Here is a 12,649-nt window from a genome sequence, read left to right on the forward strand (position 1 = left end):
GGCCAGCAGGTGCAACCAGTCCACGACGCGTTCCTCGATCTCCCGTGCGGCCTTGCGCGTAAAAGTGATCGCCAGAATCTCGCCGGGTGAGACGCCCGCCAGCAGCAACCGAACGATGCGCGAAGCCAGCAGCCAGGTCTTGCCGCTGCCGGCACAGGCTTCGACAACGACGCTACGCGACGGATCGAGCGCGCGCAGGATCAGGGAATCGTACGAATCACGCATGGTCTTTCGGAACACGCAATGTATGCATCATGACTTGTCGAGGTCTGCCGATTTCATGATTTCATTATTTGAACGAAATCCCGTCGGCACAATCCGCTCATCTCGCACCACTGGCAAGCGCTATCGGCACCGTGCGCCGGCAGCTTTGCTCCAGCGTATAGCGCACCGAATGACTGTTGCAGGCGCCGGCCCTGTGCCTCGGCCGCAGCCATCAAGGCGCCCTTCTCATCTCCGCCTGCTGCAGCCACCGCCGACACTGCCACAACACGTTCATCGTCAAGCGCGACATAGGCGGCTTGTTCCGCATCACCGTGCAACAACGCATAGGCCGCCAGTTGCACGTCGTCGTTCAGTCGGTCGCGGATAAGCTTGGCCGTTTGCGTCTTGTAGTCGAGCAGCGAGACGCCTCCGCCGTTACCAACTCTTCGGTCGATTCTGTCGATGCGACCGTACAGCTCGACATCCCCAGCAGCGCAGTCGCCGTCGTTCAGCGAAAACATCCGGCTGACACGCATTTCGGCCTGCGACCAGCGCCAGCCAAGTGACTCTTGTTCGCGCTGCCAATCGAGATAGGCCAGCAGACGCTTTTCCCAGCGCAGTCGCCAACCCGTCGCCAGAAAATTGTCTGCGACGGCCGGCGCGAAGACGTCGTTCACGCAGTCCTGCAAGGCAGACAGCGCCTCATCCTCGGCGAGATCAGACAGCACCGGATGTCGCTCGTGAAAGCGCTCCAGCACGCGATGCACCAATGCACCGTAGTCACTCTTGAGCATTTCCTCGCTGACTTCGTCCATCTCGCCCAAGCCGAGCACATGACGGGCAAAGAAGCGGTACGGGCAGGCGACGAGGTTGGCATAGCCGCTCACTGAAACGCGACGCGGAATGAGTTCGGGTAGTGCGACGGGCGCCGCCATCTTCGTGATCCGAGGCGCCGTTTCACTTTCCGGCACGGGGTCGCCACGGGCCGACAAAGCCTGCCGATGCAGGTCGTCCTGCCAGGCAAGCTGATGCAGGGTCGAGAGCAGTGCGAACTCCGGAGCCAGCAGATTGGCTTCGCCGTCCTGTTCCGACTGCCAGGTCACCGTTACACGCGGCACGGTTGCCAGCAGCATTTCGAGATCGCGCCGCAATTTGCGCTCGGCATCCTCGCGGGTCTGCAACCCGAGTTCCCTCCGGACGGACTGATTGAAGAACTTACTGCTGACGGACGGAGCCAGTTGGCGTGAATCGCCGCCTAGCAACACTGCAGCCTCAAAGCGACGCATGCACACCGCATTGAGCGGGGTGAGTACGATCGGACTGATGATCGATCCATCGCGGAAGTTGGCCGATTCGATTTCGCGGTTAAGCCAGTCGCGCCACGCAGCAAAGGCAAACAGCGCCGGACTGCCTTCCAGTTCAGTGCGTCGTATTTCGAGCAGATCGAGCAGCGTCTTGCCCGCCGCATCCTTGCGCAGTGGATCGAGCGCACCCAGCGCATCAAGCGCCTTGAGCAGGCGGGTGATCCAGCGCGCCAGCGGAGCCGGGCGCGAGATCAACAGGGTCGTCGCCGCTTCGATACGATCAAGCAGGGTCAGCCCAAGAGCCTTCGCCGCTGCGTGTTCCTCATCGAATCCAATCAGGCAATTCCGGAATCGCGACAGCCCGGACCTGATCGAGGCCGAGCGAACCGCCGATTCGAGCGTGAAGACTGCTGCCTTGCGCGCCCTTTCATCGCAGTCGCCAAAGATGAATGGCGATTTGCATAGGTCAAGCAGGTCGCGATAGTAGGCGCCGCTGGCAGCCGTTTCGATCAGTGCATCCACGCCTGCCGCAGCTCGGGAGGTGGAAAGCTTCCAGCCAGTTTCGTCGCTGACTAGCACTCCCTCGCGTTCAAGGAGCGCACGGACTCGCCGCGCCGTCAGACGATCCTGGGCTATCAGGACAATACGGCGCAATCCGGCACTCAGCCATGCGCCGATTTGCGCTACCGCCGCCTGTGCCTCCAGCTCCCGGCCTCTGGCCGGAACAAGTTGCAAGCGCTCTGCCAGTGGACTCTCCGATTGCATGCACGCCAGCTCGGCGGCACGCTCGAATAGTGGGGTGGCTTTTTGCGTAAGCAAAGCGGGAGCCTCCGGCCAAGCTGCGGCAAGCGTTGCCATCAGAGGCGAAGTGCATGCGAAGCGCGGCGCCGGATGAAACATGGACAGGGAGTGTACATGCCCATAGCGTAGGAAGAAATCGAGCTCGGCCGGCGCAAGCGACTCCTCCGGTGCGGCGTCAAGTAGCACCAATAGTCGACACGTCCGTGCGTCGACCTGCTCGACCTGTTTGATCAGCGCGGCCAGGCGCAAGCCGTAAGCGGCCGAGGAATCGGGCTGCCCGGCAGCCGCCAGCGCACACCAGAGTTCATGCACGACGCGCGCTTCGAAAGCCAATGGAACCGAAACACGAAGCGAATAGGCGCGTTCAAGCTGTTCGGCCAGTTTGCTTCCATCATCCGGCAGAGTTACGGTGGCTGCCGACAACTCGTCGAAAAGTCCGGCCATCTCCAACGCAATACCCCATAGTGCCGCCTCGTCAAACCAGCCGCGCCCGCGCAGAGCTTCATGCAGCAGCACGACGCGCTCGCTATCCGGCAACGGCTCAGGAATCGTGGCGAAGGGAGTGGAGTTGACCCAGTGCGTCAGTGTGTCGAAGCGCGGCAGAAGCAGTGGCTTTGGAGCCGCTCGCAGCATGGCGGTGCGCAGCTCGGACGCGATTGGCAACGAGGGCGCCAGGACTCGTACCGGCGAAAGATCGCCAGACTCGATCAGCACGCCGCAACAGCCGAGCATGGCGACAGCGACAGTATCGAGGAATCCCTCGGAGATGGGCAAGGCTGTCGAGGTCAGCCGCTCAACAGCCTGCTGCATCGGAACCGGTAAGAAAGAAATACCGGAAGTACTGGCTCAGCGTTCGAGGTACTCGAGCTTGTCCGGCGTACCGTTCCAATCGTCGGCGTCGGCCGGCGGCTCGCGACGTTCGGAGATGACCGGCCAGTTCTTGGCCAACTCGGCGTTCAGAGCGATGAACTTGTGCTGGTCCTCCGGCACGTCTTCCTCGGCAAAAATGGCCTCGGCCGGGCACTCGGCCACGCATAGCGTGCAATCAATGCACTCCTCCGGATCGATCGTCAGAAAATTGGGGCCTTCGTGAAAGCAGTCGACTGGGCAAACATCCACGCAGTCCGTGTATTTACACTTGATACAGTTTTCAGTCACAACGTAAGTCATATTTCCTGCTCTTCAAAGTTAGCGCGCAAAAATTATAGCGTATTTGCCTGTCCGCTTCCCTTGCCGCTTGTTTTTAGCTAGGATAGCCCCATCTACCGTGTCTCGCGCCCAGGCAGGCACCTTCCCCAAATCTCCGTTACCAAAAAGGCTTTATGATGAGCGAACACATCCATCACGTCACCGATGACACCTTTGCAGCCGAAGTTCTGCAGGCGCAGCAACCCGTACTGGTCGACTACTGGGCAGAATGGTGCGGCCCATGCAAAATGATTGCCCCGATCCTCGACGAAATCTCTGATCAGTACTCGGGTCGCCTGAAGGTTGCAAAACTGAACATCGACGACAACCAGAATACCCCGGCTAGTTACGGTGTGCGCGGCATTCCCACCCTGATGCTGTTCAAGAACGGAAACATCGAGGCCACCAAGGTTGGCGCACTGTCCAAATCGCAACTCTGCACTTTCATTGACAGCCATCTGTAAAATCGATACCCTCTGCCCGAAGGTTCAAAAGGTGCGGCGCCTGAGAACAGAAATAATACGGTCCGCATAGAACCTTCAAGCTCGATCTCCAGTCGATTTTTGTAGCTCGGCAACAGCCCCGTCGCACCTGATCGTAACACCCCCGCCGATACCCAAAGCCCCCCCGCACGCGCATCATTCGTGATAGCGCATCATGCCCTCCCAATTTTCAATTGTCTGCTCATGCACCTATCCGAACTCAAAGCCCTACATGTAAGCCAGTTACTCGACATGGCCGTCACCAACACGATCGAAGGCGCCAATCGACTTCGAAAGCACGAGCTGATTTTTGCGTTGCTCAAGAATCAAGCAAAAAAGGGAGAAACAATTTTCGGCGACGGCACCATGGAGACCCTGCAGGATGGTTTCGGATTCCTGCGCTCCCCCGACACCTCGTACCTAGCCAGCACGGATGACATTTATGTAAGTCCGAGCCAGATACGCCGTTTCAACTTGCATACGGGCGATACGATAGAGGGTGAGATCCGCACGCCCAAGGATGGCGAACGCTATTTTGCGCTGGTAAAAGTCGACAAGATCAACGGCGAGGCTCCGGAGGCTTCAAAAAACAAGATCCTTTTTGAGAATCTCACGCCCTTGCATCCGACCGAGCATATGAAGCTCGAACGCGATATTCGTGGCGAAGAAAACACGACCAGTCGCATCATCGACATCATCGCGCCGATCGGCAAAGGCCAGCGGGGCCTGCTGGTATCGAGCCCGAAAAGCGGCAAGACCGTCATGATGCAGCATATCGCGCACGCCATTACAACCAATCATCCCGACGTGACGGTCATCGTTCTGCTGATCGACGAACGCCCTGAAGAAGTGACCGAAATGACGCGCTCGGTGCGCGGCGAGGTGGTCGCCTCAACCTTTGACGAACCGGCGACTCGCCACGTTCAGGTTGCCGAAATGGTCATTGAAAAAGCTAAACGTCTGGTCGAGCATAAGAAGGATGTTGTCATCCTTCTTGATTCGATCACCCGTCTGGCCCGCGCCTACAATACGGTGCAACCCGCTTCGGGCAAGGTACTGACCGGCGGTGTCGATGCAAACGCCCTGCAGAAGCCCAAGCGCTTCTTCGGTGCCGCGCGCAATATCGAGGAGGGCGGCTCGCTGACCATCATCGCCACCGCACTGATCGATACGGGTAGCCGCATGGACGACGTGATCTACGAAGAGTTCAAGGGTACCGGCAACCTGGAGATCCACCTGGATCGCCGAATGGCGGAGAAGCGTGTATACCCGGCGATCAACGTCAATCGTTCCGGCACCCGCCGTGAAGAACTTCTGCTGATGCCCGACGTTCTGCAAAAGATGTGGGTACTACGCAAGCTGCTCTACAACATGGATGATCTGGAGGCGATGGAATTCCTTCTCGACAAGATCAAGGCAACGAAAAACAATGGGGAATTCTTCGACTCAATGCGCCGCTAACCCCTTCCTACCCCCTTCCTGATTGCAAATTCACGAAGAATCAAGGATAATGCGCCGTTCTCCGGAGCCGGTCCCGAAGCAGCAAACGCGAAATGTCAGGCGCGATTCACTAGGCGCGATGTGCGCGTAGTTTCCTCGACCCGGCTAGATTTGACTTACAGGAATTTCTCAAGATGAAATCCGATATCCACCCCGACTACAACGAAATCGAAGTCACCTGCTCCTGCGGCAGCGTGTTCAAGACCCAGTCGACGATGAAGAAGGCGCTTCACGTTGAAGTATGCTCTTCCTGCCATCCGTTCTATACCGGCAAGCAGAAGATCATCGATACTGCAGGCCGCGTCGAGAAGTTCAATAGAAAGTATGGCGCAATGCACAAGCCAGCCTGAATCTAACCAAGAGTTCATGCGGACTCAGCGAAAAGGCAGCCGCACGGCTGCCTTTTTCATTTAGCCCAACAGATATCCAATAACCATAACCTGGCCATGCCATTTCTACCGGAACATCCACGCTTCAAGGGGATTACCCTTCCGCCCAGCGGCTGGGTGTTGGCCATCCTGCTGGCAACCTACATTTTTACCGGCCTGATCGGCCATGATCCGTGGAAGCACGACGATGCAGTCTCGATCGGTGTCGCCTACGATATGGTCGTCAACGGAAACTGGCTGATTCCGCAGCTCGCAGGAAACCCTTACCCGGACGCTCCGCTCTATTACTGGACGTCGGCGATCACCGCCCATCTCTTTTCCTGGCTGATGCCGCTACACGACGCGGCGCGCCTAAGCAGCGGAATATTCACCCTGTTGGCGCTTGAGTTCATCCTTCTCGCTGCTCGCGAACTGCATGGTCGCGAAAACGCGGCCGCCGCCCCATTGATTCTTGCCGGAAGCATAGGATTCCTGTTCCACGCACACGAAGCGCAACCTATGCTCGCCGCGCTCACCGCTCACACGGCAGCTTACTGGGCGCTGACCCTGCTCCCACGACGCCCCGCTCTTGCAACCCTGGCCTTTGGTGCAGCCATCGCCCTTGGTTTTCTGGCCAACGGTCTGCTCCCTGTGCTAACTCTGTTGCCCGTCACCATGTATACCTTGTGGCAATCGGGAACCAGGAGAATTTGCGCATTGCTCGTGACCATTGCCATCGCCCTGGCGCTTTTCCTCTCCGCTTTGTGGTTGCTGCCCCTGCGAATGGCTTCGCCCTATTTCTTCTCGATCTTCTTGCAGAGCGAATTGGATTCCTTGACCAAGTCCGTATCGTTCTTTTCGAACACGCTTCGCTACCTGAACTTGCTGCTCTGGTACGCCTGGCCTGCGCTACCGCTGGCGGCATGGGCATTGTGGTCAAAGCGTCGCATTCTCCGCAGTAGGCCAATGGCATTACCAATATTCTCTTTCTTATCGGTACTGCTCATTCTAGGTTTGAGCGTAGAGGTTCGCAGCTCTGCGGCACTATTGCTACTGCCACCGCTCGTATTGCTGGCCGTTCCTGGCGTTGCCACGCTACGGCGCGGTGCGGCGAATGCTTTCGACTGGTTCGGCATGATGACCTTTACTTTCTTAATGACCGTCGTCTGGATCGTCTGGAGCGCAATGGTCTTCGGCTGGCCTCGGCAACTGGCTCGCCAGGCCGTTCGACTGGAACCCGGTTTCGTCGGCCACTTCAGCCTCATGGCGGTATCGGTCTCGATGCTTGCAACGATGATATGGTTCTGGCTGATCATCACCAGTCCACGCTCGCCGATGCGCGGCATCATGCACTGGATGGCAGGCCTGACAGTGTTCTGGCTACTTATTGTGGCACTCTGGATGCCTTGGATCGACTATGGAAAATCTTACCGTCCGCTCTCTGCCTCTCTGGCCAAAAAACTGCCGGAGAAATTTGATTGCATTGCCAACGCCAACCTTCCGGATTCAATACTTGCTTCGCTGGATTACTTTGACGGTATCCGAACCGTTTCGCTGAAAGATGCCGCTGGCAAAAAATGTCATTGGCTGCTGGTTCAGGGCGAAGCGCGTGATCTGACTTCCGCTCTGTCGGCGAACTGGCACGAGATATGGGAAGGCAGACGGCATGGCGATCGCAGTGAAAACGACTGGTTCCACCTCTATCGACGTGCGGCCAAGTGAACGATGGCGGTCGAGCTACCCGCCGTCCCGGTCAAGCGTCCTGAAAGCAGTGTAATGTGCCTCTAACACTCGCCTCACTCCCCTTCATCACAGCTTGATGAAATGCTCGCGGTAGTATTTCATCTCTTCAATTGATTCACGTATATCGGCAAGCGCCGTGTGATTGGATTTCTTTACGAATCCCTTGGCAAGCTCTGGCTTCCAGCGCCGGCACAGCTCCTTGAGCGTGCTGACATCAATGTTACGGTAATGAAACCACGCTTCCATCAGCGGCATGTAGCGCACCATGAAGCGGCGATCCTGTCCGATCGAATTGCCGCACATCGGGCTGGCGCCCTTGGGTACATGCTCCTGCAGGAACGCAAGCGCCTGCGCCTCGACCATCGCCTCGTCAAGCGCAGAGGCCTTGACCTTTTCGATCAGACCGGAGCGGCCATGCGTCTTCTTGTTCCACTCGTCCATGGCTGCAAGCTGAGCATCGGACTGATGAACGACCCATACCGGCGATTCAGCAAGGGTAAGCAGTTCGCTGTCGGTAACGATCATCGCCAGTTCGATGATGCGCTCGTTCTCCGGATCAAGGCCGGTCATTTCCATATCCAGCCAAACAAGGTGATTTGCGTCCTGTGCCATATAATCTGTCCGAACTCTTCAAACCGGCATTCTGTCACAGCTTGATGATCAATAATTTCTCGTTGGCCTTTCTCACCGCACTTTCCCTGACGATCGTGCTTCGCCTGTACCTGGCTTACCGTCAGATTTCCTACGTTCTCGCTCGCCGGTGCAAGGTGCCCAAACAGTTTTCTGAGCGTGTCGAGCTTTCAGCGCATCAGAAGGCGGCAGACTACACGGCCCAACGAACGCGCTTCGGAATTCTGACGCTTGCCGTTGAAACCGGTCTTCTTCTGGCGTTCACGTTTGGGGGTGGGTTGCAGGCACTTCATGATTTCTGGTCTGTCAGGCTTTCCGGGCTGGCCTATGGCATAGCAATGATTTTCAGCGTCATGTTCGTATCGGGCCTTGTCGATCTTCCCTTGTCCGTGTACTCGCAATTCGTCATCGAAGAGAAATTTGGCTTCAACCGCATGACTCTCAAGTTATTCATCGCCGATCTTCTCAAACAAACCGCACTTGGCATTGCCATCGGCACGCCGGTACTGGTGGCCGTTCTATGGCTGATGGCGCAAAGAGGCAGCTTCTGGTGGCTCTATGTCTGGCTATTCTGGTGCGTTTTCAATCTACTTATTCTCTTCATCTATCCGACCTGGATCGCACCATTGTTCAACAAGTTCACGCCACTGGATGATGCACCGCTCAAAGCGCGTATCGAAGCCCTCCTCCAGCGTTGCGGTTTTGCCACTTCCGGCCTGTTTGTCATGGATGGTTCCCGGCGCTCAAACCATGGCAACGCCTACTTCACCGGCTTTGGAAAAACCAAGCGCATCGTTTTCTTCGACACCCTGCTTGGCCGACTGCAACCGGTCGAAATGGAAGCTGTTCTGGCGCACGAACTTGGGCATTTCAGACATCGTCACGTAATCAAACGCATTGTCCTGATCTTTGCCTTGTCGCTGGCCTTTCTCGCCGCACTCGGCCAGCTGATTGACGCGGATTGGTTCTTTAGCGGACTCGGGGTATCAGCGAAGGACACCGTCCTGGCGCTGATTCTCTTCTTTATGGTAACGCCGGTCTTCACTTTCCTGCTGACACCGCTGACCAGCCTGATCTCGCGTCGCCATGAGTTCGAAGCGGATCGCTACGCCGCCGAACATGCCTCGGCTGATGGTCTGATCGAAGCTCTCGTCAAGCTCTATGAAGACAATGCGGCGACACTTACGCCCGACCCGCTGCACTCTCTGTTCTACGATTCGCACCCGCCCGCATCGCTGCGCATCGCGCGCCTGAACGGATGCTGAGTTCGGCACGATTAGCATTTTGATGATCGAAGGTACCATCGTCTCCGCCCATGGGCGTCAATATCTGGTTGAGCTTACAACAGGTGAAACGCTGCTCTGCTTCCCCCGCGGCAAGAGAAGTGAACTGGCTTGCGGTGATCTGGTCCACGTTCAACGCAGCAGTGATACCCAGGGTGTAATTGACTCGATTCTGCCACGCAGTACGCTGCTTTATCGCTCGAACGAGTTCCGGCAGAAACTGATCGCCGCAAACGTGACGCAAATCATCATCGTCGTCGCTACCGAGCCCCCATATTCCGACGAACTGATATCGCGATGCATAGTTGCCGCGGAAAGCCAGGACATGAAGACACTGATCGTTTTCAACAAATGTGACCTGAGTGACCGTATAGCACTAACCAGCATGGCATTGGCGCCATTCGAAAAGATAGGCTACCCGGTACTCAGGCTTTCGGCTCGCTCCGACGCCGAGGCGCTACGCCCATACCTATCAGGTCAGACAAGTGTACTCGTCGGTCAGTCCGGCATGGGCAAGTCAACGCTGACCAACGCGCTGCTGCATGATGCCAATGCCCCGACACGCGAGATCTCCACAGCGCTAAAAGCCGGCAAACACACCACGACACACGCCACGCTCTATCGCTTCGATACCCACTCCGCGCTTATCGACTCTCCCGGACTGCAAGAGTTTGGCTTGCGCCACCTCTCGAAAAACGCCATCGAGCATGGGTTTCTGGAACTCCGCTCACTTCAAGGTCAATGTCGTTTCCGCAACTGCCACCATGGCCGCGAGCCGGATTGTGCAGTGCATTCTGCTGTCAGGCGCGGCGAAATTGACCCGCGCCGCTATGCGGCTTTCCGCACTCTGTGTGCTGAAGTCGGCTGACCCTACAGGAATCTCATCATGAGTGTCATTACTTTCCAGCGCAAACACGGAAAGAGCGAATCCGATGCCCGCGCCGCAGCCGAGAACATGGCCTTGCAGCTCAAGAAAGAGTTCGACCTCGAGTACGTGTGGGATGGTGAAGTCATGCAATTCAAGCGTCCCGGCGTATCGGGTGAACTCACACTCGACAAGCAAAATGTCATCCTGACAATTCGTCTCGGCCTTTTTCTCTCAGCGCTCAGACCAAGAATCGAACGTGAAGTGCACCGATTCCTTGACGAGAACTTCCAAGCCTGAGCCAAGCCGACAGAATTGAATTGACTTCAGCGTTAACGCAGCGCCCCCTTGGGCGCGTCCATCATGCCTACGCAACGCCGCAGCGTCGCGGCTTGCTCTTCAGGGGATTTACCAACCAGTTCGCAGTTCTCCGCTTCCGGTTTCTTTTTCTTGGCTGACTGTGCGTCAGGTGTTTCGGGAGACACGGTCTTTCCCTTCTCACCGGGCGACTTCGATGCATCTTCCACGGAACCTGCTGCGGGGTCAGCGCTCTCCGCGTTCTTGTCATTTTCACGCACTGTATGCGAACGAGCGACCGAATGCTCTTTCAGGACATGGACCTGTTTGGAAAGCACTTCGATCTGCGCCTTCATTTCGTCAAGCAGCAGGTTCTTTTCCTTGAGTACGTCATTTGCCGCAGCAAGTTCGGATTCCATAGCACTGCTCTTCTGGAAATGCAGATACGCACCCGCCGCCAATACCGTCAGCAAAATGCCGAGTGACGTGGACAGAACGACGACAAGGGAAATATTCGATTTGGCGACTGGTGGCTCTGCGGCAATTTCCGGCTCTTCACTGTGCGGTGTCACGGTGTTGTCCTTTGACTATCCGTTTGGCAAGCGATGATGATCAAATACAGGATCACACTCGCGCATAACGTATCCCAAAGGAAACACTTTGGCAATCCGCGCAGATCTGTCCAAGCTCCCAGGGAGTCCCATCGCGCACCCGTGCAACGAACCGGCTCCAGACACTGAGCCGCGATATGATTCAACACCCGCCGGAATGACTCACGCTGCAGTCTTCGGCGCTGCTGGCTTGGCGACGGGCTTTTTGATTGCTGGTTTCCTGGCGATAGGCTTCGTCGTAGTCTTGCCTGTCGCCTTCGGAGCCCCCTTGGCACCTTTGAGGCTCTGCACAACGACGGTCAGATCTTCAACGCGCTTGGATAGCTTGTCGAGATCCTTCTTGCTCGGCACGCCAAGGCTCCCGAGAGAGCGTGCAACACGGTCTTCGAATGCTTGCTCAAGGCGATCCCACGTACCGGCCGCCTTCCCGGCAACACTCGCAAGCTTCTCATCCGTCATCTTTCGTGTCCGAGTCTGGACGGTTTTGCCTTCGTTGACCAGCACATCAAATACTTTGCCGCCCTCCTCTTGGGCTTTGGCAAAAGCGCCGAGACCGGCAAGCCAGATTTGCTGCGCCGAGCCTTTGACAGTGTGTGCGAACTGGTTATCGGTAAAATTCCCTGCCAATGCTTTCAGTTTCTTACCCATTTCATTCTCCTGGATGACCGCAACAATGACGTCAAGCACTACGCCTAGCCACTCCCTGCCATAGCAGGCTTCTAAACACCCGGCCCAGCGGCTGAACCGACGGTTTCGAGAAAAACACAACACCTGTATTTCTATCACATTTCTCTGCGCCCAGGTTTCGCACTTCCGAAGACGCATGACGCAATGGTAAGCTGGCGATAAATGAACAAACCGACAAGAACTGAGCGAATTGAGTTATGAATACACCCATCCCCGACGAGAGTCCAAGACAGGATTCTCCGCGCACCTTACTCAAGACCTTGCAGGAGCGTTTCCCTGTTTTCCGCGATTTCTCACCGCTTGCTATTGGCATTGACAAGCAACTCCTCGTACGGCTACCCGAACTTGATCGACGGGCCCTTCGTACTGCTCTTAGAATGCATACCAATTCGCTCCGCTATCTCAAGACAATCGAGAAAGCAACGCATCGCATCGACCTTGACGGCAATTCTGCTGATGAAATCACGGAAACTCACCGTGGCCATGCAGCAGAAGTCCTCCGCGAACGCTTCAGGAAGGATGCTGAACGGCGCAGAATGCAGCGAGAGGCCGAAGCGACGGCGCGGAAGCGTTCAGAGAAGTTGGGCCAATTACTTGATAAATTCGGCAAGGACAGGTAGCGCCCGATTCTGTTGAAAAACTCCCCGTAGTGTTCGAGACAGCATCTTCGTAGTGTTCAAGGATCG

General features: G+C 56.7%; 14 protein-coding genes. 8 read left to right on the forward strand and 6 right to left on the reverse strand.

What is annotated here, in order from left to right; all coding sequences use genetic code 11:
• From PROAA_RS15240 to fdxA, 3 genes are all read right to left on the reverse strand, one after another.
• Nucleotides 1–225 (reverse strand): UvrD-helicase domain-containing protein (locus tag PROAA_RS15240; protein ID WP_186412162.1); only part of this gene is annotated, 225 nt, incomplete at its 3' end.
• A 53-nt stretch (nucleotides 226–278) separates the two neighbouring features.
• Complete coding sequence (locus PROAA_RS15245) at nucleotides 279–3,119, reverse strand: PD-(D/E)XK nuclease family protein (protein ID WP_186412163.1); 2,841 nt, start codon at nucleotides 3,117–3,119, stop codon at nucleotides 279–281.
• A gap of 36 nt (nucleotides 3,120–3,155) precedes the next feature.
• Entirely contained in the window at nucleotides 3,156–3,479 is a 324-nt protein-coding gene (gene fdxA / locus PROAA_RS15250; RefSeq protein WP_186412164.1) for a ferredoxin FdxA, read from the reverse strand.
• A gap of 155 nt (nucleotides 3,480–3,634) precedes the next feature.
• Between fdxA and trxA the strand changes: the two genes are divergently transcribed.
• The 4 genes from trxA (at nucleotide 3,635) to PROAA_RS15270 (ending at nucleotide 7,569) form a co-directional block, all read left to right on the forward strand.
• Nucleotides 3,635–3,961 carry a thioredoxin TrxA gene (trxA, locus tag PROAA_RS15255; RefSeq protein ID WP_186412165.1) on the forward strand — a complete coding sequence of 109 codons (327 nt, stop codon included), beginning with the start codon at nucleotides 3,635–3,637 and terminating at the stop codon, nucleotides 3,959–3,961.
• Nucleotides 3,962–4,183: 222 nt separating this feature from the next.
• Entirely contained in the window at nucleotides 4,184–5,440 is a 1,257-nt protein-coding gene (rho, locus tag PROAA_RS15260) for a transcription termination factor Rho (RefSeq protein WP_186412166.1), read from the forward strand.
• 173 nt (nucleotides 5,441–5,613) lie between these two features.
• A complete protein-coding gene (gene rpmE, locus PROAA_RS15265) occupies nucleotides 5,614–5,829 on the forward strand; it encodes a 50S ribosomal protein L31 (protein ID WP_186412167.1) in 216 nt (71 codons plus the stop codon).
• A 96-nt stretch (nucleotides 5,830–5,925) separates the two neighbouring features.
• Nucleotides 5,926–7,569 carry an ArnT family glycosyltransferase gene (locus tag PROAA_RS15270; RefSeq protein WP_186412168.1) on the forward strand — a complete coding sequence of 548 codons (1,644 nt, stop codon included), beginning with the start codon at nucleotides 5,926–5,928 and terminating at the stop codon, nucleotides 7,567–7,569.
• Nucleotides 7,570–7,656: 87 nt separating this feature from the next.
• Here the strand turns inward: PROAA_RS15270 and orn are convergent, their stop codons facing one another.
• Complete coding sequence (orn, locus tag PROAA_RS15275; RefSeq protein ID WP_186412169.1) at nucleotides 7,657–8,202, reverse strand: oligoribonuclease; 546 nt, start codon at nucleotides 8,200–8,202, stop codon at nucleotides 7,657–7,659.
• 44 nt (nucleotides 8,203–8,246) lie between these two features.
• Between orn and PROAA_RS15280 the strand changes: the two genes are divergently transcribed.
• Genes PROAA_RS15280 through PROAA_RS15290 form a run of 3 tightly spaced genes read left to right on the forward strand, consistent with a single transcriptional unit; the run spans nucleotide 8,247 to nucleotide 10,668 of the window.
• The gene (locus PROAA_RS15280) at nucleotides 8,247–9,485 is read left to right on the forward strand and encodes a M48 family metallopeptidase (RefSeq protein WP_186412175.1); all 1,239 of its coding nucleotides are present in this window, start codon (nucleotides 8,247–8,249) and stop codon (nucleotides 9,483–9,485) included.
• 22 nt (nucleotides 9,486–9,507) lie between these two features.
• The gene (rsgA, locus tag PROAA_RS15285; protein WP_186412170.1) at nucleotides 9,508–10,371 is read left to right on the forward strand and encodes a ribosome small subunit-dependent GTPase A; all 864 of its coding nucleotides are present in this window, start codon (nucleotides 9,508–9,510) and stop codon (nucleotides 10,369–10,371) included.
• 18 nt (nucleotides 10,372–10,389) lie between these two features.
• Complete coding sequence (locus PROAA_RS15290; protein ID WP_186412171.1) at nucleotides 10,390–10,668, forward strand: polyhydroxyalkanoic acid system family protein; 279 nt, start codon at nucleotides 10,390–10,392, stop codon at nucleotides 10,666–10,668.
• A gap of 32 nt (nucleotides 10,669–10,700) precedes the next feature.
• Here the strand turns inward: PROAA_RS15290 and PROAA_RS15295 are convergent, their stop codons facing one another.
• Together PROAA_RS15295 and PROAA_RS15300 are read right to left on the reverse strand one after the other, a co-directional pair.
• The gene (locus PROAA_RS15295; RefSeq protein WP_186412172.1) at nucleotides 10,701–11,237 is read right to left on the reverse strand and encodes a hypothetical protein; all 537 of its coding nucleotides are present in this window, start codon (nucleotides 11,235–11,237) and stop codon (nucleotides 10,701–10,703) included.
• Nucleotides 11,238–11,438: 201 nt separating this feature from the next.
• On the reverse strand, nucleotides 11,439–11,924 hold the full coding sequence (locus PROAA_RS15300) for a phasin family protein (RefSeq protein ID WP_186412173.1): 486 nt from the start codon (nucleotides 11,922–11,924) through the stop codon (nucleotides 11,439–11,441).
• A gap of 236 nt (nucleotides 11,925–12,160) precedes the next feature.
• Here PROAA_RS15300 and PROAA_RS15305 point away from each other — a divergent pair, with 236 nt between their 5' ends.
• The gene (locus PROAA_RS15305; protein WP_186412174.1) at nucleotides 12,161–12,583 is read left to right on the forward strand and encodes a ProQ/FINO family protein; all 423 of its coding nucleotides are present in this window, start codon (nucleotides 12,161–12,163) and stop codon (nucleotides 12,581–12,583) included.
• The last annotated feature ends 66 nt before the right edge of the window (nucleotides 12,584–12,649 follow it).

It is taken from the genome of Candidatus Propionivibrio aalborgensis (assembly GCF_900089945.1).
In the GTDB taxonomy this organism is placed as follows: domain Bacteria; phylum Pseudomonadota; class Gammaproteobacteria; order Burkholderiales; family Rhodocyclaceae; genus Propionivibrio; species Propionivibrio aalborgensis.

Coding starts and splice junctions, on each gene's coding strand:
- PROAA_RS15245 (WP_186412163.1), bottom strand. CDS start 3,119: ATGCAGCAGGCTGTTGAGCGGCTGACCTCGACAGCCTTGCCCATCTCC.
- fdxA (WP_186412164.1), bottom strand. CDS start 3,479: ATGACTTACGTTGTGACTGAAAACTGTATCAAGTGTAAATACACGGAC.
- trxA (WP_186412165.1), top strand. CDS start 3,635: ATGAGCGAACACATCCATCACGTCACCGATGACACCTTTGCAGCCGAA.
- rho (WP_186412166.1), top strand. CDS start 4,184: ATGCACCTATCCGAACTCAAAGCCCTACATGTAAGCCAGTTACTCGAC.
- rpmE (WP_186412167.1), top strand. CDS start 5,614: ATGAAATCCGATATCCACCCCGACTACAACGAAATCGAAGTCACCTGC.
- PROAA_RS15270 (WP_186412168.1), top strand. CDS start 5,926: ATGCCATTTCTACCGGAACATCCACGCTTCAAGGGGATTACCCTTCCG.
- orn (WP_186412169.1), bottom strand. CDS start 8,202: ATGGCACAGGACGCAAATCACCTTGTTTGGCTGGATATGGAAATGACC.
- PROAA_RS15280 (WP_186412175.1), top strand. CDS start 8,247: ATGATCAATAATTTCTCGTTGGCCTTTCTCACCGCACTTTCCCTGACG.
- rsgA (WP_186412170.1), top strand. CDS start 9,508: ATGATCGAAGGTACCATCGTCTCCGCCCATGGGCGTCAATATCTGGTT.
- PROAA_RS15290 (WP_186412171.1), top strand. CDS start 10,390: ATGAGTGTCATTACTTTCCAGCGCAAACACGGAAAGAGCGAATCCGAT.
- PROAA_RS15300 (WP_186412173.1), bottom strand. CDS start 11,924: ATGGGTAAGAAACTGAAAGCATTGGCAGGGAATTTTACCGATAACCAG.
- PROAA_RS15305 (WP_186412174.1), top strand. CDS start 12,161: ATGAATACACCCATCCCCGACGAGAGTCCAAGACAGGATTCTCCGCGC.